An 18,659-nucleotide genomic window follows, 5' to 3' on the forward strand; every position below is an offset into this window, starting at 1 on the left:
GGTGATGAGGGTGCAACTACGTACAAATGTGAAACATTTACAAGGGACTCTGATGGTTCCTAGCGACAAATCGATTTCCCATAGAAGTATTATGTTTGGAGCGATTTCTTCTGGAAAAACGACGATTACAAATTTTCTAAGAGGCGAAGATTGTTTAAGTACCTTAGCGGCGTTTCGTTCTTTAGGTGTGAACATTGAAGATGACGGGACGACAATCACCGTTGAGGGGCAAGGATTTGCAGGCTTAAAAAAGGCGAAGAATACAATTGATGTTGGAAATTCAGGGACAACAATTCGTCTAATGCTAGGCATTTTAGCTGGCTGTCCCTTTGAAACGCGCCTAGCTGGTGATGCGTCTATTGCTAAACGACCGATGAATCGTGTGATGCTTCCTTTAAACCAAATGGGAGCGGAATGTCAAGGGGTTCAACAAACGGAGTTTCCGCCAATTTCTATTCGCGGGACTCAAAATTTGCAACCTATTGACTACACAATGCCTGTTGCGAGTGCTCAAGTGAAATCGGCTATTTTATTCGCCGCTTTGCAAGCCGAGGGCACTTCTGTAGTGGTTGAGAAAGAAAAGACACGTGATCATACAGAAGAGATGATTCGACAATTTGGTGGGACGCTTGAAGTAGATGATAAAAAAATTATGTTAACTGGACCGCAACAATTAACAGGTCAAAATGTGGTAGTTCCTGGTGATATCTCTTCTGCAGCTTTCTTTTTAGTTGCGGGTTTAGTAGTCCCAGATAGCGAGATACTTCTGAAAAATGTTGGCTTAAATCAAACGCGGACAGGTATTTTAGATGTGATTAAAAACATGGGCGGTTCCGTCACTATTTTAAATGAAGATGAGGCCAATCATTCTGGCGATTTACTTGTAAAAACGAGTCAATTAACAGCTACAGAGATTGGTGGCGCTATTATCCCACGTTTAATTGATGAGTTACCGATTATTGCTTTGTTAGCTACTCAGGCTACTGGCACGACAATCATTCGAGATGCAGAAGAATTGAAAGTCAAAGAAACCAATCGGATTGATGCAGTAGCGAAAGAATTAACAATTTTAGGCGCCGACATCACGCCTACTGATGATGGCTTAATTATACATGGACCAACTTCTTTACATGGTGGAAGAGTTACCAGTTATGGGGATCATCGTATCGGGATGATGTTACAAATTGCTGCATTACTTGTAAAAGAAGGCACTGTTGAATTAGATAAGGCTGAAGCAGTTTCAGTTTCTTATCCAGCATTTTTTGACGACTTAGAACGTTTAAGTTGTTAACGAAGGAGGATAACGAACCATGGAAAGCATTGTTTTAATTGGTTTCATGGGTGCGGGTAAAACAACTATTGGTCAAAGTTTGGCCAATAAACTAAAGATGTCTCATCTTGATTTAGATACAGCGTTAATTGAAAAAATAGGACGCTCAATTCCTGACTATTTCGAAAAATATGGTGAAGCAGCTTTCCGAGAACAGGAAACCCAACTTTTAAAGGAGCTGTTAAAAAATACAGCCGTCATTTCAACTGGGGGCGGGATTGTTGTCGGACCAGAAAATCGTAGCTTATTAAAATCTTTTCAGCAAGTGATTTATTTACATGCGACACCAGAAGAGCTGTTAAAAAGAATCACAGAAGATACTGAAAACCAGCGGCCCTTAGCTATAGAACGTTCTTCAAAAGAAATCATTACTTTATTTGAGTCTCGTAAAAATTTTTATGAAGAATGTGCGAAGATGACAATTGATACGACCAATCGCTCGCCAGAAGAAATTATCAATGAAATTATGCAACAATTAAAGGAGTAGAGAAACGATGAAAGTTGGTTATTTAGGTCCGATGGGTTCCTTTACGTACAGTGCAACGTTGGCTGCTTTTCCTGAAGCTACGTTGATGCCGTACGCATCGATTCCAGCTTGCTTGAAAGCAATTGAACAGCAAGAAGTGGCATGGAGCATTATCCCAATAGAAAACACGATTGAAGGAACTGTTAACGCATCGATAGATTATTTGTATCATCAAGCGCAGTTACCTGTCCAAGCAGAGTTAGTTTTACCGATTCAACAACAATTAATGGTGGCAAAAGAGAATCAAGCGATCTGGCAACAAAGTCAGAAAATTTTATCACATCCGCAAGCATTAGCTCAATCGCAGATGTTTCTAGAGAAAAACTTTCCAGAAGCGATTTTAGAAGCAACGCCTTCAACAGCTTACGCCGCCAAATACATTGCAGAACATCCAGAATTGCCTTTTGCAGCTATTGCACCAAAACTTTCTGCGAAAATGTATGATTTGACCATTGTTGAAAAAAATATACAAGATTTATCGGTAAATCAAACCCGATTTTGGGTTCTTGGTTCTGAAAATTTAGCGATTTCTTTCCCGCTATCTGAGAAAAAAATAACGCTGGCGATTACGATGCCAAGTAATGTTCCTGGCTCTTTACACAAAGCATTAAGCGTGTTTAGTTGGCGAGGGATTAATCTTAGCAAAATAGAATCGCGGCCGTTGAAAACAAAGCTCGGAGAGTACTTCTTTTTAATGGACTTAGTGAATGATCAACCAGAAAAACTAATTGAAGCAGCTTTAACAGAACTGGAACTGATTGGCGCAGAAATAAAAATTTTAGGGGATTACCCGATCTATGTTTTGTCCACACTTTAAAGAGTTAAAAATGAAAATGAAGCTTACTTATTAGATAAAGTGAGTTTCATTTTTTATTAAATTACATATTTGTAATAGGAATTTCCTGCGAAATGAGGTATCCTAATAAAGGTGATAAAACACAGAGGTAAAGGAGTGACACGATGAGTCGTGTAGATCGTTATAAACATATTCATGAAAAATCGAGACCAGCAGAGCATAAAAAGACCTTTAATCCCCGAAAATCAATGGGTGAACATAGAGAAGAAGAACCAGAAGAACTAGCTGAAAGCCTTCAAGAGCCAGTTTACGAAGACAGCTATACTGAGGACAGTCGCAGAAGTGAGAGGCGACATCAAACAGATTCAGGTGGTGGCAACGGTTCTGACCAACCACCCCGCGGAAAAAAAGACAAGAAACCAAAAAAGAAACGTAAAAAATCAAAAACAAAACGCTTTTTCAAATGGCTAGTGATCCTATTGATTCTGTTATTTGCCTATAGTACAGTCATGTTTTTAAAAGGAAAATCTGCAGCAGAACATGATGACTCGTTGCCTCAAGAAAAAGTAGAAACATTTAATGGTGTCAAAAGTAGCAACGGGGCTAAGAATATTTTAATTCTTGGCAGCGATACACGTGGGGAAGATGCTGGACGAGCCGACACAATAATGGTTCTCCAACTAAATGGACCATCAAAAAAACCGAAATTAATTTCATTTATGCGTGATACATTCGTGGACATTCCTGGTGTCGGGCCGAATAAAATTAATGCCGCATACGCTTATGGCGGTGCTGAATTGGTTCGTGAAACGTTAAAACAAAATTTTAATTTAGATACGAAATATTATGCTAAGGTAGATTTCCAATCATTTGAAAAAATTGTTGACTCTATGTTTCCAAAAGGTGTCAAAATCGATGCAGAAAAATCACTGAATTTAGATGGCGTTGATATTGAAAAAGGGCAACAGGTCATGGATGGACATGTCTTACTTCAATACGCTCGCTTTAGGATGGATGAAGAAGGCGACTTTGGTCGGGTTCGTCGCCAACAACAAGTTATGTCAGCTGTAATGAGCCAGATGAAAAATCCAATGACTTTATTAAGAACCCCAGAATCACTTGGGAAATTAGTCGGCTATATGTCGACAGATGTGCCTGTCAGTTTCATGCTAACGAACGGACCATCATTGCTGATTAAAGGAAAAGCAGGGGTTGAGTCATTATCGGTTCCGGTACCAGATTCTTGGAATTTTGGTGAATCCTCTTATGCAGGCAGTATTTTAGAAGTAGATGAACAAAAAAATGCTGACGCCATCGAAAAATTCCTGAACGAATAAGGAAAGCATTTTAAAATATCCTTTTTTATGCTATATTAGAAACAACGTGGAAAATTAGTGAAACGAGGTTACAAAATGAAAATTGCTATTGTGACAGATAGTACAGCTTATTTACCCGAGCGCATTAAAGATCATCCGAATCTTTTTGTAATTCCCATCCCAGTCATTTTAGATGGAAAAATATACAACGAAGGCATTGACATTGAAGCAGATGAATATTATGCATTGCTAAATAATAGTAAAGAATTTCCGACGACTTCACAACCTGCTTTAGGAGAAGTGTTAGAGCTTTACAAATCAATCGCTGAACAAGGGTACGACACCATCATCAGCATTCATCTTTCTTCAGGAATCTCTGGTTTTGTTCATACATTGCACGGACTTACTGATGAAATCCCAGGCGTTGCTTTGTATCCATATGACTCAAAAATTACAAGTATGCCAATGGGACACATGGTAGAAGCTGCTTTAGATTTAACAGAAGAAAAAGCCAGCTTAGAAGAAATTTTTGCCAAATTAGATTTAATTCGTGACAATACGTATGCATATCTAATTGTAGAAGATCTGAACAACTTAGTTCGTGGCGGTCGCTTAACGAATGGCGCAGCCTTGATTGCTGGACTATTGAAGATTAAACCTATCTTGACTTTTGAAGATGGAAAGATTGTATTATTTGAAAAAATCCGTTCAACAAAGAAAGCTTTTGCTCGTGCAGAAAAGATTATTGGTGAACGAAACGCTGGGATTGAAACACCAGTTAAACTGTATGTGATTCATGCTAATAACCGCATCGTTGCTGAAAAAGAACAAGCAAAATTACAAAAGCTATACCCAAATGCAGAAATTGAAATCGGTCATTTTGGTCCAGTTATTGGGACCCACCTAGGGGAAAAAGCAATTGGTTTAGCGATTTCAGCTCAATAATAAAAGATGAGACAAAAGTAAACTACTTCTGTCTCATCTTTTATTCTATTATTTTGTCGTTTGCTGCTGTTACTCAGCCGAATACTTTTTGTTTATAAGAAAATGTAAAATTACTCCTTTTTATTAGAAAATATCTTGCAAATTAAGCAATTCCTTACAAAGTAATGTATACTAAGGAAGAGGAGGCGGTTAAATGAAAAGAAATATAGCCTTGTTGCAAAGCGAAAAAATGAAAAAAGTTCAAGCTTTAGCAAACTACTACCAAGAATCAATTGACTTACCGCCTGGAAAAAACCGTGAGGCGGTTATCAAAAAGATTAATGAATCAAAAAAAGAAATTAAAGAAATAAATGATATATTAACAGATATTCAAAAGAAAAAGAAATAAAGGAGTCGTTTGTGATTATCGATGGATTTACGTTATTGCTATTTTTATTTGTCGTCGTTATGTATGGTTACTTTTACTTCGTACGTAAAAGTATTGTAATTCCGGCTGCAAAACATCCTACAACAAAATATTTAGTTGCTTTTTTTAGTTTAATGATTCTGGCCAATGCATTTTCGGCAGGAGATAAAATTGAAATGATTCGAAGTGTGTTATATATTTTGATTATCTTCAGTTTTCTTTACGATGCAAGAGGTTTTGCGGAGGACTGTATTATTACGCATCCTTTTGACAATCGGGGCACGGCCTTTAAAGATATCGAAAAGATTGTCCTTGTTCAAAAGCCGAACGGTATTCGTTTAGGGTATTTAAAAAAAGGCAGAAGAGGGGTGGTTTTACGCTTTTCTGCGCCACTAGAAGAAATAGTTCTTTTTCTTTCAACACGGATGAATGAAGAGGCAGAAATTGATATTATTGTTAATGAAGATTAACCATGTTCAGCTCCTAGAAATCAGCTTTTCCCGCGTTAAGTTTTGTCTGAATTTCTTTTGAAAAAAAGAAAGCAATTTTGCTTGTACTTTTGGTGAAATTTGTTATAATTAGTCAGATTAAATTTTGGAAGGAAGTTGTTTCGGTGAGTGAAGAATTTGAAAAGTGTGTCGCTGACTTGAAAAAGAAATATCAAGCAATCCCTGAAGAAAAACGACAACACTTTGCAGAACGTATGCAAAAGAAAAATTTCTTACGCTACAAAAAAATTGAATTAATTAAAGGAGAACTTCTTCGTTTAGAAGCACGACGCGCTCAATTGGAACTTTGCGAACGCAGTTCTGAGTTAGAAGAAGTCGAAAAGAAAATTATTCTTAAAAAGAAAAAATTACTTAAATGTTTTGATCGGTAAGTCAATAAAAATTTAATATAGAAGGGAATGATAGGATGGAATTTACCTTTCTAATCATTGTTTTTGCACTGTCTATTACCTTCTCAAACATATTCAACCGGATTGTTCCCGTCATTCCGCTGCCAATTGTGCAAATTATTGTAGGCGTTCTAATTGGTTTAACTAAAATGGGGCAGGAAATTGAATTTGAGCCTGAAGTGTTTTTAGTAATGATTATTGCACCGCTTTTATTTAGAGAAGGGGAGCTAATCAATCTGAAAGCAATGATGAAAAATTTCGGGATGATTCTTTTCTTGGCCTTTTTTGGTGTGTTAATTACCTTAGTCGGAGTCGGCTGGACCTTGCATATGATTTTGCCTACTTTACCATTAGCCGCTTGCTTCGCTTTTGGAGCGGCTCTAGGGCCAACGGATGCGGTGGCGGTAGGTTCGTTATCAGGTCGAATTGACATTCCTGAACGTTCGATGAACATTTTATCTGGTGAAGGACTCATTAATGATGCATCAGGCGTTACAGCCTTTCAATTTGCATTAGCGGCTTTATTAACGGGGTCATTTTCGCCGGTGGAAGCGGCAGGGACCTTAGTTATTTCCAGTATTGGTGGAGCGGTAGTCGGAATCGTGTTAGTTCTATTAAAACAGCAAATTGTTCATTTACTTGAAACTGCAGTGGCAAAAGATGTTACAGGCTACTTGTTGATTGAATTACTCTTGCCATTTATTGCTTATTTAATTTCAGAGTTGATTGGCGTTTCTGGAATTATTGCCGCTGTGATTGCTGGAATTATGCAAGCGTCTAGTTTGAAAAAAGTTTCGCTTTTTGAAGCAGAGCTGTCAAATGTTGGCGAAAGTATTTGGAGTATGATTGAGTTCACTTTAAATGCCTTAGTTTTCTTATTCTTAGGAATTGAACTTTCTCAAGTGTTTTCGCCAATTTGGATTGACCAACAATATTCAAACTGGTTCCTACTACTGGTTGTTCTAATTATTAGCGCCGTTGTCTTTTTGATTCGTTTCTTAGCCATTTTCAGTGTTTACACGCTTCAACATGGCCTTAAGAAAGTTAAAAACGCAATGAATGAAATGCTGATTTTAACTTTTGGCGGTGTTAAAGGAACAGTGAGTTTAGCCACCATCTTTATTTTGCCAACAGCGATTAACGGCGAGCATTTTAAAGAACGACCGTTATTACTATTCATTACGGCTTGTGTTATTTTGGTGACTCTGATTGGCGGGATTCTAGTTTTACCATTTTTAACTGATTCAGAGACGGAAGTGGAAAATGAAGAGTCAGTCGAAATTGATTTATTACGTGATGTCATTGATGTCTTAAAACAGCAAAATGAAGAGAATCCTCGTGGTGAAATGAATGCGGTCATTGAAAATTATCAAGATCGTTTAAAAGAATTGTATACCGAGCAGCTAAGTGCAGAACGAAAACAAGAAGTGCAAGAGTTGCGGACGTTAATTGTGTCCATTGAACGAGACGGCCTAGAAGAAAGTCTGAAACAAGGAGAAATTAGTGTCAGAAGTTATCGTATGTATCAACGCTTGATTACACGGATGCAACGGTCGATTGCCAAACAATTATTATCGATTGTAGGCTTTTGGTTATTATTTGCTCGACAAATCATTTCGATTCTTTTACATCCTAAGCTATTTTTCAATCGTGGTGAAGCTTCTGAAGAAGAAAAAGAATTACGAAATGAAGAACTAGAAAATATTCGCCAAGTTTTTCTAAGAAATTCTCAAGTTATTCTAAAGAGTTTAGATAATTTGCGCGGTGTCTATGATGATGATTTAATTGATTTCTTCATTGACGGACGCTTGGATTTAGCCCATAAGTTTGAAAAAGGCGAATTTATTGATTCTTATATTGTTCATACGGAGACAGACTATGTCAAAGACCTATTATTAGGCTTCCAAGAAGAACGACGGATGATTGATCATTACGAACAATCTGAACGCATTTCAATTATCGAAGCGAACGAGTTACGAAAAAATGTCAATTTATTAGAGAGTTATTCGATTAGCGGCGAAGTGAATAATGTTCCGCTGAAACGATTTGTTAAAAATTTTAATAAAGAATAAGTAATAGTGTATGAGATGAAACCAAGACGATTTTTATCTCATGCACTTTTTTTATAATCCAATTTTTGATACAATAAGCAAGACCAAAATAGAAGGAGTTGGTAGTGTCGGTGAAAGAATTAAAAGTAACAGATTTAACCAAAACATATGGGGAAAAAACACTATTTGATCATCTTTCTTTTTTGATTCATGAAAAAGATCGCATTGGTTTAATTGGGATTAACGGCACAGGGAAAACCAGTTTATTAAATATTATTGCTGGCGTAGATAGCGGTGATGGTGATCTTGCTGCGATTCAGCAGCCAAGTGATTATCAAATTGGGTACCTTTCCCAGAATCAAACATTTGATGAGAATATTACGATTGCAGAAGCCGTGTTTCAGGGAGACAGCCCGATCATAAAAGCGGTCAAAAATTATGAATTAGCGTTAGCTGCTTTAAGTGAGAATGGTTTAGACGAAGGGGTTCAAAGACGTTACACGCAAGCAGAAGAAGCCATGAATAAACAAGATGCTTGGACAGCAGATACCAATGCAAAAATTATTTTACAAAAATTAGGCATTCCCACATTGGAAAAGAAAATAGGTGAGCTTTCTGGTGGGCAGTTAAAACGAGTAAGCTTGGCGCAAGTCTTGATTGAAGCGCCTGATTTACTGTTATTGGATGAACCAACGAACCATCTGGATTATGAAACGATTGAATGGCTGGAAAACTTTTTAAATAACTATCGTGGCGCGGTTTTAATGGTGACTCATGACCGCTACTTTTTAGATCGAGTAACCAATCGGATTTTCGAACTTTCTTTTGGAAAACTGTATGAATACAAAGGAAACTATGAAACGTATGTGATGGAAAAAGCCGAACGTGAACGTGTCGCTGTAGAACAAGAAGAAAAAAGAAAACGCCTCTTCAAACAAGAACTAGCGTGGATGCGAGCGGGCGTTCAAGCACGAGGAACGAAACAGCAAGCAAGAATTGATCGGTTTCAGGATTTAAAAGAAAACTTGCATCAGGTACAAACCAACGGCACCTTAGAAGCAGACTTTGCCACGCAACGTTTAGGGAAAAAAGTTCTGGAAATCAAGGAAGGAAATTATGCCATTGATCATAAACAGCTTTTGAAAGACTTTAATTTACTCATTCAAGCAAACGATCGAATTGGCATTACTGGTAAAAACGGTGCAGGCAAATCCACGTTATTAAATATTTTAGCTGGCCGCATTCCTTTAGAGAGTGGCCTATATAGTATCGGTGAAACCGTCCGAATTGGCTATTATACCCAGCAAAACGAAGAAATGGATCCTAATCAACGGATGATTGCTTATTTGCAAGAAGCAGCAGAAGAAGTGAAACGCAGTGATGGAAGCAGCGTTGGGGTCGCTGAAATGTTAGAGCGCTTTTTATTTCCTCGTTTTATGCATGGCACACTGATTGGCAAACTGTCTGGTGGAGAAAAACGCCGGTTATATCTCTTAAAATTATTAATTAGTCAGCCTAACGTGTTATTATTGGATGAACCAACCAACGATTTGGACATTGATACGTTGACCATTTTAGAAGATTATATCCAAACGTTTAAAGGAGCGGTAATTGCTGTTTCTCATGACCGTTATTTCTTAGATAAAACAATGGATAAATTGTTAGTTTTTCAAGGAAATGGTCAGATCTTACCGTTTTATGGCCCTATGAGTGAATATTTAGCGAACCAAAAAGAACAAGAAAAGGTCAAAGAAAAACCGCTCAATAAACCAGTAAAAGAAGCATCGACAGAAAAGAAAGAAAAAACAAAGCTGACTTATATGGAACAAAAAGAGTGGGCAACAATTGAAGAAGACATCACACAATTAGAAACGAAATTAGAAACATTAACTGAAGAAATGAATCATCAGGGTGATGATTTTGTTCGTTTACAAGAACTACAAGAAGCGGTAACAGCAACGGAACAATTGTTAGAAGAAAAAATGAATCGTTGGGAATACTTGAGTGAATACGCGGATTAAGAGACGGAGGGAATAAGATGGAAGAAGCATACTTAGCGCTAGGAAAAAAGATTTTAGAAGAAGGTCATTTTAAAGAAGACCGTACAGGAACTGGGACGTATAGTTTATTTGGCTATCAAATGCGTTTTGATTTGACCAAAGGATTTCCCTTACTAACAACCAAACGAGTACCGTTTGGCTTGATTAAAAGTGAGTTATTGTGGTTTTTAAAAGGCGACACGAATATTCGTTATTTGTTAGAGCGAAATAATCATATTTGGGATGAATGGGCGTTCGAACGCTATGTAAAAAGCGCAGATTATCAAGGACCAGACATGACGGATTTTGGGCATCGTGTCTTACAAGATCCAGCGTTTGCAGAACAATACAAAGAAGAACATCAAAAATTCTGTGACGCCATTTTAAATGATGCAGAGTTTGCAGAAAAATATGGTGAATTAGGGAATATTTATGGTGCACAATGGCGTCACTGGGAAACCAAAGATGGTAGCTTTATCGATCAATTAGCTAATGTGATTGAAATGATTAAAACCAATCCTGATTCTCGCCGTTTAATTGTTTCCGCTTGGAATCCAGAAGATGTGCCTTCAATGGCGTTGCCGCCTTGTCACACTATGTTTCAATTTTATGTAAATGAAGGAAAATTAAGCTGTCAACTTTATCAGCGCAGTGCCGATGTCTTTTTAGGTGTTCCTTTTAACATTGCAAGCTATGCTTTATTGACACATCTGATTGCACATGAAACAGGTTTAGAAGTGGGCGAGTTTGTACACACGCTAGGAGACGCCCACTTATATCAAAATCATGTGGAGCAAATGCAAGAACAATTATCACGAGAAGTTCGTTCTTTCCCAACGCTCGTTTTGAATCCAGACAAGGCTTCTGTTTTTGATTTTGATATGGAAGACATTAAAGTAGAAGGCTATGACCCACATCCAACGATTAAAGCGCCGATTGCCGTATAAAAAAGGAGAGAGAAGCTATGTTAGCAGCTATTTGGGCTCAAGATGAACAAGGAGTGATTGGTAAAGAAGGCAAATTGCCTTGGCATTTACCCAACGACTTGAAATTTTTCAAGGAAAAAACAATTCATAATACATTGGTTTTAGGACGTGCAACCTTCGAAGGTATGGGATGTCGTCCGTTACCAAATCGAACAACGATTGTCCTAACCAGTAATCCGGATTACCGAGCTGAAGGCGTTTTGGTTATGCATTCCGTAGAGGAAATTCTTGCGTATGCTGACAACTATGAAGGTGTGACCGTTATTGGTGGAGGTTCTGTCGTTTTTAAAGAACTGATTCCCGCATGCGATGTCTTATATCGGACGATGATTCATGAAACGTTTGAAGGCGACACCTTCTTTCCAGAAATTGACTGGTCTGTTTGGGAAAAAGTTACCACTGTTCCCGGCGTCGTGGACGAGAAAAATCTCTATGCACATGACTATGAAACGTATCATCGAAACGATAAATAATAAAATGAAGGGAGGCATGAGCAATGCCGACATTGAAAGAAAAAATTATTCAAGAGAGTCAACGTTTAGGCATCGATAAAATCGGCTTTACTCATGCTGAACCATTTATTGAATTAGAAGATTCTCTGCATGAACAACGAGAGCGAGGATATAACTCGGGGTTTGAACATCAAAATGTGGAAGAACGAATTTACCCAGAAAAAACGTTTGAGCATCCTAAAAGTATTATCTCCATTGCTTTAGCTTATCCCACCAAAGCTCAGGAAAAAATGCCTAGAGATGAAAAGCGTGGACAATTTGCGCGAGCCTCTTGGGGAATTGATTATCATCACATTTTGCAGGATCGGTTGCAAAAATTAATTGCTTTTATTGAAGAGCAAGCTGCCACTGAAGCAGCAAAAGAACACTGGCGCTTTCGGCCGCAAGTGGATACTGGCGAATATGTTGACACCGCTGTTGCTCAGCGGGCGGGTTTAGGATTCATTGGTAAAAATGGTCTATTGATTACCGAAGAATTTGGTTCCTTTGTATATTTAGGTGAGGTGACCACCAACATTCAATTTGAACCAGATGAACCTGTTCCAAACGGTTGCGGTGATTGTACTCGTTGTATCACAGGGTGTCCTACAGGGGCTTTGTTAGGGGACGGTCGAATGAATGCTCAAAAATGTTTGTCTTATCAAACGCAAACAAAAGGCATGATGCCTGAAGAGTATCGGAAAAAAATGCGTAACGTCATTTATGGTTGCGACATTTGTCAGCTGGTTTGCCCTTATAATAAAGGAAAAGATTTTCATTTTCATGAAGAGATGGAACCAAAGATTGAAGAAGTTTATCCCAAATTGGCACCGTTATTAACTATTTCCAATAAAGAATTTAAACAGCAATTCGGACACTTAGCAGGCTCTTGGCGTGGTAAAAAACCATTGCAACGGAATGCTTTAATTGCGTTAGCGAATTTGGGCGGCCGTGAAGCTATCCCACAAATTATTCTCTGTTTAAATGATCAGCGTCCTGTCATTCGCGGAACAGCTGCTTGGTCGTTAGGTCAGCTCGCAAAAAGAGAACCCGAGCAAAGTTTAGAAGCTTTAAATTATCTACTTTCTGTAGAAACTGAAGAAGAGGTTATCGAGGAAGCTCAAAAGGCTATTCACTTGTTAACAAGCAAAAAAGGAAGCCGCTCAACAAAGTGACTTCCTTTTTTTATTAAATATGATTGCGATATAAACCAACAACTTTACCTAAAATTGTAACGTTATCTAAAAGAATAGGCGCTAATGCATCATTTTCAGGCTGCAAGCGGATATGATCTACTTCTCGGAAGAATCGTTTACAGGTTGCTTCATCTTCATCGGTCATTGCGATTACGATGTCGCCATTATTGGCATTCGATTGCTTACGAACAATCACTTGGTCGCCATCTAGAATACCTGCGTTAATCATACTTTCTCCTCGAATCGTCAACATAAATAAAGCATTTTCTTCTGTACGTAAATCAGGAGGTAACGGGAAGAAATCTGATGCTTCTTCCACCGCTAAAATTGGTTCACCAGCAGTTACGACACCTAACATCGGAATAGTTGTCGGCTGAATTCCGATCTTTTCCAAGCCTTCTGGTGTTAATTCGATTGCTCGCGGTTTTGTTGGGTCACGTAAGATTAGACCCTTTTTTTCAAGACGAGCTAAATGTCCGTGAACGGTAGAAGTTGAGGATAAATCAACAGCCTTCCCAATTTCGCGAACGGTTGGCGGATAACCCTTTAATTCGACTTGTTCGTATATATATTTAAGTACTTCTAATTGTCTTGTTTCTGTACGTTTCGCCAAAACCCGCACCTTCTTTCAATTGATAAAATTAGTGTACCATAAAATGCGAACGAAATCAAACAAGCGTTCGTGTTTTATAAATATCAGAATATAGTTGTTTTTTTAAGGCAGTTCTTATAATATAGACAGTGAGAGTAAGGAGGGATTTTGATGTTATCGAAAGAAAAAATTGCCCGTATAAATGAATTAGCGAATAAAGCAAAAGTGGAAGAACTTAGTGCGAAAGAAAAAGTCGAACAACAAGAATTACGTAAAGAGTATTTAGAAGCATTTCGTGGAGGGATGCGTCACCATATCGAAGGAATGAAGGTCGTGGATCAAGAAGGGACCGATGTGACTCCTGAAAAACTAAAACAAATTCAACGTGAAAAAGGACTTCACAACAGAAAGTAATTGCTTTCATTGTCGAAATAAGCTACACTATGAATAAAGGTAAAAAAAACCTAAATTAGGAGATGATTTTTTTGTTTGACAAGACAGATCAATTGGGCGTTAATACAATCCGGACATTAAGTATTGAAGCCGTACAAAAAGCGAACTCAGGACATCCTGGTTTACCAATGGGTGCTGCCCCAATGGCGTATGCACTTTGGACAAAACATTTAAAGGTGAACCCAACAACTTCTAGAAACTGGGTTGATCGTGATCGTTTTGTACTTTCAGCAGGCCACGGCTCTGCAATGTTGTACAGCTTATTACATCTATCAGGATACAACGTAACAATTGACGATTTGAAAAATTTCCGTCAATGGGATAGTAAAACACCAGGGCATCCAGAAGTGCACCACACAGATGGTGTTGAAGCAACAACAGGACCTCTAGGACAAGGTATAGCTATGGCTGTTGGTATGGCAATGGCTGAAGCGCATTTAGCTGCAACTTATAATCGTGATAGTTTCCCTATTATGGATCATTATACGTACGCAATTTGTGGTGACGGCGATTTAATGGAAGGTGTTTCTCAAGAAGCAAGTTCAATGGCTGGTCATATGAAATTAGGTAAATTAATTGTCTTGTACGATTCAAATGACATCTCATTAGATGGACCAACTTCTAAAGCCTTTACTGAAAATGTTGGGGCTCGTTATGAATCATACGGATGGCAACATATTTTAGTTAAAGACGGCAATGATTTAGATGAAATAGAGGCTGCGATTGAAGCGGCTAAAGCTGAAACAGATAAACCAACATTGATTGAAGTTAAAACAGTCATTGGTTACGGAGCACCAAAAGAAGGAACTTCTTCCGTTCACGGCGCGCCAATTGGTGAAGAGGGTATTACAGCGGCTAAAGCTGTTTATGGTTGGGAATATCCTGACTTTACTGTGCCAGAGGAAGTCGCTGCTCGTTTTAAAGAAACGATGATTGACGAAGGCCAAAAAGCAGAAGCGGCTTGGAATGAGATGTTTAAGAACTATGAACATGCGCATCCAGAATTAGCCAAACAATTTAAAGAAGCTTTTGCCAATCAATTACCTGAAGGTTGGGAACAAGAATTACCTAAATATGAACTAGGAACAAGTGCCGCAAGTCGTGTAACAAGTAAAGAAACGATTCAAGCTATTTCAAAAGTTGTTCCAAGTTTCTGGGGCGGTTCAGCTGATTTATCAGCCTCAAATAATACAATGGTTGCTGCAGAAAAAGATTTCGAACCTGGTCAATACGAAGGCCGTAATATTTGGTTTGGTGTTCGCGAATTTGCAATGGCTGCAGCAATGAACGGGATTCAATTACACGGTGGTAGTCATGTTTATGGCGGGACATTCTTCGTCTTTACTGACTACTTACGTCCAGCAATCCGTTTAGCCGCTTTACAAAAAGTTCCTGTAACTTACGTCTTAACGCATGACTCTGTTGCGGTGGGTGAAGATGGGCCAACACACGAACCAATTGAGCAATTAGCAAGTGTTCGTTGCATTCCAAATGTTCATGTGATTCGTCCAGCAGACGGCAATGAAACTGTTGCTGCTTGGAAAATTGCTATGACTTCTACGGAAACACCAACTATTTTAGTTCTAAGTCGTCAAAACTTACCTGTTTTAGAAGGAACGTTAGAACACGCTTCTGCTTCTGTTCAAAAAGGTGCTTATGTATTGTCACCACAAAAAGGTGAACAACCAGCAGGGATTTTAATTGCGACTGGTTCTGAAGTAAATCTAGCAGTGGAAGCACAAGCGAAATTAGCGGAAGAAGGCATCGATGTATCTGTCGTGTCAATGCCAAGTTTTGATTTGTTTGAAAAACAATCTGCTGAATATAAAGAAAGTGTGTTACCTAAAGCTGTGACAAAACGTGTGGCAATTGAAGCTGCAGCAAGCTTTGGTTGGGAACGCTATGTAGGAACGGAAGGCAAAACAATTACAATTGATCACTTCGGCGCTTCTGCACCTGGCGGTCTAGTTCTTGAAAAATTCGGCTTTACTCCTGAAAATGTGGTTAATACCTATAAATCACTATAAATAAATATTAAAAAACCTGAATGCTTGTGATAGCATTCAGGTTTTTTGCTTCATTTCTTTTTGGAAGCAAAGAGCATAAAGTGAAAAAATAATGCGAACAATTGGAACCCAATACCAGTTAAAGTAACACCAGACCAACCATAGTTTTGCCACATTAATGTACCAATCAATGAACCTAGTGAACCACCGATGAAATAGAAAAACATAAAGACGGTATTGTTACGATTGCTGGCTTCTTCTCCCAAATTTTGGACGCGTGTTTGATTGGCTACTTGCCCAAATTGGGTACCGATATCTAAAACAATAATTGCTAAGATTAGTAAGACCACATGTGTTCCACCTAGAAAAAGTAAGATAAAACTACCGAACTGCATCAACAGGCCAATCAAAACAATCTTCCGTTCTGGATAATAATCGGATAGACGACCAATGATGGGTGCTACGAAAGCTCCCGATAAACCAAAAATTGCTAGAATACCGACTTCTTTCGGTCCCCAATAATAAGCTGGACTACTAACAAAGAAAATTAATGTAGACCAAAAGATTGAAAAGGTTGCAAACATAAAAAAGCCATTGACAGTTGCTTCTCTTAACAAAGGTTGCGATTTGATTAGCTTAGGAAGACTTTTCAAAGAACCCAAATAAGTTAATCGATTTGAAGTTTGAGTATGTATCACTGTTTTGGGCAATTTTAATTGGAGTAGAACGACCAATGCTAACACGAATATTACGGCGATTAGGTACACTGTTCGCCAAGAAGCTGCACTAGCAATGAAACCCGAAATCGTTCGAGACAATAAAATCCCTGTCAATAGTCCGCCAAGCATTCGACCTGTTACTTTACCACGGTTCGCTGGCCCCGCCATGACCGCTGCATAAGGAATAATAATTTGGGCGACAATAGAGAGCAACCCAATAAAAAAAGAAGAGAGTGCAAACAGGAGAAAACTTGGTGCAAAAAACGCAGCACTTAGAGACAGCGAGGAGAGCGCAGCTACTCGAATGATTAATTTGCGGCGATCAACGACATCGCCTAATGGAACAAGAAAAAGTAAGCCTAGCGCATACCCTAATTGGGTCAACATAGTAACAAAACCAATAGAACCAATACTGACTTGAAAGGCCTGAGCAATTTGGGTGCCAATTGGTTGAATATAATACATATTGGCGACCACGACCCCGCAAGTTAACGCTAATAAAAACGTCACTTGATTTGTTAAACCCGATTGTTGTTTCTTCATCTAACCACCTACATTTCTATGTAATTCATTTTGTAATACAACAACTACTCGGCAATAGTTGTTTTGACTACAAAAACAGACTTCTCTTATAAAGTTTGTTCAAAAAGTGACAAGTCCATTAAAAAGTTTATCACAATAAATAAAGAAAAGTAAGAGGATAAATAACAAAAATCTCATCAAAACGAAAAGAAGAAGTGGTTGTTTTCACAAGTGTAGAGAGGGTTAATTAAATACAAACAAGATTTCAATTACATTACAGAAATTTTAAAACTCAAAATTTAATACGTTTATTTCTTGTTTCAATAGGAAATTAACGGTAAAATAGAAAAGTGAGACAGTGAGGAGGAAAAATGAATGAGCGAACAGTTAACAAGAAGTAGTAAACATATTCAAAAAGCTCTTAAAAAGCAAAAAGCTTATAAACGTGCTACCGCCGTTGCGGGGACTTCAATGATTTTAGCACCTGTGGTTGGTGCTGCGGTACCTGCCCAAGCAGAATCAAGCCAGCAAGCATTTATTAATGAAATCGGAAATTCAGCAGCAGCCGTTGCCAATAGCAATGATATGTATGCTTCCGTCATGATTGCTCAAGCGTTGCTAGAAAGTAGTTATGGTAGTTCTGGGTTAGCATCTGCACCGAACTATAACTTGTTTGGTGTAAAAGGAAGTTATAATGGACAATCTGTTTATATGCCAACAAAAGAATATTTAGACGGACAATGGGTGACCGTCACAGCAGCATTTAGAAGTTATAATTCTTATGCGGAATCGTTCCAAGATCATGCCAATGTTATTCGTTCCACTGCTTTTGGGGATACATACCATTATTCAGGCGTTTGGAAGAGTAATACTAGCAGTTATCGCGATGCAACAGCCGCTTTAGCTGGAAGTTATGCAACTGATCCAGGCTATGCCGAAAAATTGAATTGGTTAATTGAAGCATATAATTTAACTCAATATGATTGGGGAGCACCAGTCGCTCAAACCACTAGTTATTCAGATACAACGGGAACCGTTGATACAACAATCGATACAGCGGCTTCTGCAACAGCAACAGCAGAAACTGTAGCTAGTCAAAGTTACACTGTCGCAAACGGCGACACATTGTGGGACATTGCTGCACGTTTTGGAACGACAGTTGATAATTTAATGTCACTAAATGGATTAACATTGGATTCTGTTTTATCGGTGGGTCAAACCATCCAAATCGGTTAATTTTGCAATTATTTAGTTGAAGAAGGACCTTACAAAAGCGGCAGTTTTTGTAAGGTCTTTTATCGTGAAAATAGGTAGGGCTACCAGCAATTATTTGATGAACATAATCCGTTTTTTTATTTAATTTTTCACAAACTAAAATTCGTTTTTC

General features: G+C 38.3%; 18 protein-coding genes. 16 read left to right on the forward strand and 2 right to left on the reverse strand.

What is annotated here, in order from left to right; genetic code table 11:
* Positions 1–4: 4 nt before the first annotated feature.
* The 13 genes from aroA to queG all read left to right on the forward strand — a co-directional run bounded on the left by aroA (position 5) and on the right by queG (position 12,959).
* On the forward strand, positions 5–1,291 hold the full coding sequence (gene aroA / locus AB3I72_RS01035) for a 3-phosphoshikimate 1-carboxyvinyltransferase (RefSeq protein ID WP_002420201.1): 1,287 nt from the start codon (positions 5–7) through the stop codon (positions 1,289–1,291).
* A gap of 19 nt (positions 1,292–1,310) precedes the next feature.
* Positions 1,311–1,817: a shikimate kinase gene (locus AB3I72_RS01040; protein WP_368023418.1), complete on the forward strand. Its 507-nt coding sequence runs from the start codon at positions 1,311–1,313 to the stop codon at positions 1,815–1,817.
* A gap of 7 nt (positions 1,818–1,824) precedes the next feature.
* Entirely contained in the window at positions 1,825–2,673 is an 849-nt protein-coding gene (gene pheA, locus AB3I72_RS01045; protein ID WP_368023419.1) for a prephenate dehydratase, read from the forward strand.
* Positions 2,674–2,816: 143 nt separating this feature from the next.
* Positions 2,817–3,989, forward strand: coding sequence for an LCP family protein (locus tag AB3I72_RS01050; protein WP_002365661.1), 1,173 nt, complete (start codon positions 2,817–2,819; stop codon positions 3,987–3,989).
* A gap of 75 nt (positions 3,990–4,064) precedes the next feature.
* Entirely contained in the window at positions 4,065–4,913 is an 849-nt protein-coding gene (locus tag AB3I72_RS01055) for a DegV family protein (protein WP_368023420.1), read from the forward strand.
* 193 nt (positions 4,914–5,106) lie between these two features.
* Positions 5,107–5,301, forward strand: coding sequence for a hypothetical protein (locus AB3I72_RS01060; RefSeq protein ID WP_002357574.1), 195 nt, complete (start codon positions 5,107–5,109; stop codon positions 5,299–5,301).
* 11 nt (positions 5,302–5,312) lie between these two features.
* Positions 5,313–5,789 (forward strand): hypothetical protein, encoded by a 477-nt coding sequence (locus tag AB3I72_RS01065; protein WP_002365662.1) that lies wholly within the window; start codon positions 5,313–5,315, stop codon positions 5,787–5,789.
* Between the two features lie 77 nt (positions 5,790–5,866).
* Positions 5,867–6,199: an ACP phosphodiesterase gene (locus tag AB3I72_RS01070; protein WP_002357572.1), complete on the forward strand. Its 333-nt coding sequence runs from the start codon at positions 5,867–5,869 to the stop codon at positions 6,197–6,199.
* 35 nt (positions 6,200–6,234) lie between these two features.
* On the forward strand, positions 6,235–8,289 hold the full coding sequence (locus AB3I72_RS01075; RefSeq protein WP_002371149.1) for a sodium:proton antiporter: 2,055 nt from the start codon (positions 6,235–6,237) through the stop codon (positions 8,287–8,289).
* Positions 8,290–8,399: 110 nt separating this feature from the next.
* Complete coding sequence (locus AB3I72_RS01080; protein ID WP_368023505.1) at positions 8,400–10,289, forward strand: ABC-F family ATP-binding cassette domain-containing protein; 1,890 nt, start codon at positions 8,400–8,402, stop codon at positions 10,287–10,289.
* 17 nt (positions 10,290–10,306) lie between these two features.
* Positions 10,307–11,254, forward strand: coding sequence for a thymidylate synthase (locus tag AB3I72_RS01085; protein WP_024797084.1), 948 nt, complete (start codon positions 10,307–10,309; stop codon positions 11,252–11,254).
* Positions 11,255–11,271: 17 nt separating this feature from the next.
* Entirely contained in the window at positions 11,272–11,766 is a 495-nt protein-coding gene (dfr, locus tag AB3I72_RS01090; RefSeq protein WP_368023421.1) for a trimethoprim-sensitive dihydrofolate reductase, read from the forward strand.
* 23 nt (positions 11,767–11,789) lie between these two features.
* Complete coding sequence (gene queG, locus AB3I72_RS01095; protein ID WP_368023422.1) at positions 11,790–12,959, forward strand: tRNA epoxyqueuosine(34) reductase QueG; 1,170 nt, start codon at positions 11,790–11,792, stop codon at positions 12,957–12,959.
* 13 nt (positions 12,960–12,972) lie between these two features.
* Here queG and lexA read toward each other — a convergent pair whose 3' ends face one another.
* The gene (gene lexA / locus AB3I72_RS01100; RefSeq protein ID WP_002357566.1) at positions 12,973–13,593 is read right to left on the reverse strand and encodes a transcriptional repressor LexA; all 621 of its coding nucleotides are present in this window, start codon (positions 13,591–13,593) and stop codon (positions 12,973–12,975) included.
* A 150-nt stretch (positions 13,594–13,743) separates the two neighbouring features.
* Between lexA and AB3I72_RS01105 the strand changes: the two genes are divergently transcribed.
* On the forward strand, positions 13,744–13,986 hold the full coding sequence (locus tag AB3I72_RS01105) for a DUF896 family protein (protein WP_002384502.1): 243 nt from the start codon (positions 13,744–13,746) through the stop codon (positions 13,984–13,986).
* A 71-nt stretch (positions 13,987–14,057) separates the two neighbouring features.
* Entirely contained in the window at positions 14,058–16,052 is a 1,995-nt protein-coding gene (tkt, locus tag AB3I72_RS01110) for a transketolase (RefSeq protein ID WP_368023423.1), read from the forward strand.
* Positions 16,053–16,102: 50 nt separating this feature from the next.
* Here tkt and AB3I72_RS01115 read toward each other — a convergent pair whose 3' ends face one another.
* A complete protein-coding gene (locus AB3I72_RS01115) occupies positions 16,103–17,293 on the reverse strand; it encodes an MFS transporter (RefSeq protein WP_368023424.1) in 1,191 nt (396 codons plus the stop codon).
* A 354-nt stretch (positions 17,294–17,647) separates the two neighbouring features.
* Between AB3I72_RS01115 and AB3I72_RS01120 the strand changes: the two genes are divergently transcribed.
* The gene (locus tag AB3I72_RS01120; RefSeq protein ID WP_002357562.1) at positions 17,648–18,508 is read left to right on the forward strand and encodes a glucosaminidase domain-containing protein; all 861 of its coding nucleotides are present in this window, start codon (positions 17,648–17,650) and stop codon (positions 18,506–18,508) included.
* The last annotated feature ends 151 nt before the right edge of the window (positions 18,509–18,659 follow it).

Source organism: Enterococcus sp. GC34, from assembly GCF_040886645.1.
Lineage (GTDB): Bacteria > Bacillota > Bacilli > Lactobacillales > Enterococcaceae > Enterococcus > Enterococcus faecalis.

What these genes read in the sequence shown, in the direction of transcription:
- AB3I72_RS01105 (WP_002384502.1), top strand. Translation starts at nt 13,744, where the DNA reads ATGTTATCGAAAGAAAAAATTGCCCGTATAAATGAATTAGCGAATAAA.
- AB3I72_RS01055 (WP_368023420.1), top strand. Translation starts at nt 4,065, where the DNA reads ATGAAAATTGCTATTGTGACAGATAGTACAGCTTATTTACCCGAGCGC.
- AB3I72_RS01115 (WP_368023424.1), bottom strand. Translation starts at nt 17,293, where the DNA reads ATGAAGAAACAACAATCGGGTTTAACAAATCAAGTGACGTTTTTATTA.
- pheA (WP_368023419.1), top strand. Translation starts at nt 1,825, where the DNA reads ATGAAAGTTGGTTATTTAGGTCCGATGGGTTCCTTTACGTACAGTGCA.
- queG (WP_368023422.1), top strand. Translation starts at nt 11,790, where the DNA reads ATGCCGACATTGAAAGAAAAAATTATTCAAGAGAGTCAACGTTTAGGC.
- AB3I72_RS01060 (WP_002357574.1), top strand. Translation starts at nt 5,107, where the DNA reads ATGAAAAGAAATATAGCCTTGTTGCAAAGCGAAAAAATGAAAAAAGTT.
- AB3I72_RS01085 (WP_024797084.1), top strand. Translation starts at nt 10,307, where the DNA reads ATGGAAGAAGCATACTTAGCGCTAGGAAAAAAGATTTTAGAAGAAGGT.
- dfr (WP_368023421.1), top strand. Translation starts at nt 11,272, where the DNA reads ATGTTAGCAGCTATTTGGGCTCAAGATGAACAAGGAGTGATTGGTAAA.
- AB3I72_RS01120 (WP_002357562.1), top strand. Translation starts at nt 17,648, where the DNA reads ATGAGCGAACAGTTAACAAGAAGTAGTAAACATATTCAAAAAGCTCTT.
- AB3I72_RS01040 (WP_368023418.1), top strand. Translation starts at nt 1,311, where the DNA reads ATGGAAAGCATTGTTTTAATTGGTTTCATGGGTGCGGGTAAAACAACT.
- aroA (WP_002420201.1), top strand. Translation starts at nt 5, where the DNA reads ATGAGGGTGCAACTACGTACAAATGTGAAACATTTACAAGGGACTCTG.
- AB3I72_RS01050 (WP_002365661.1), top strand. Translation starts at nt 2,817, where the DNA reads ATGAGTCGTGTAGATCGTTATAAACATATTCATGAAAAATCGAGACCA.
- AB3I72_RS01075 (WP_002371149.1), top strand. Translation starts at nt 6,235, where the DNA reads ATGGAATTTACCTTTCTAATCATTGTTTTTGCACTGTCTATTACCTTC.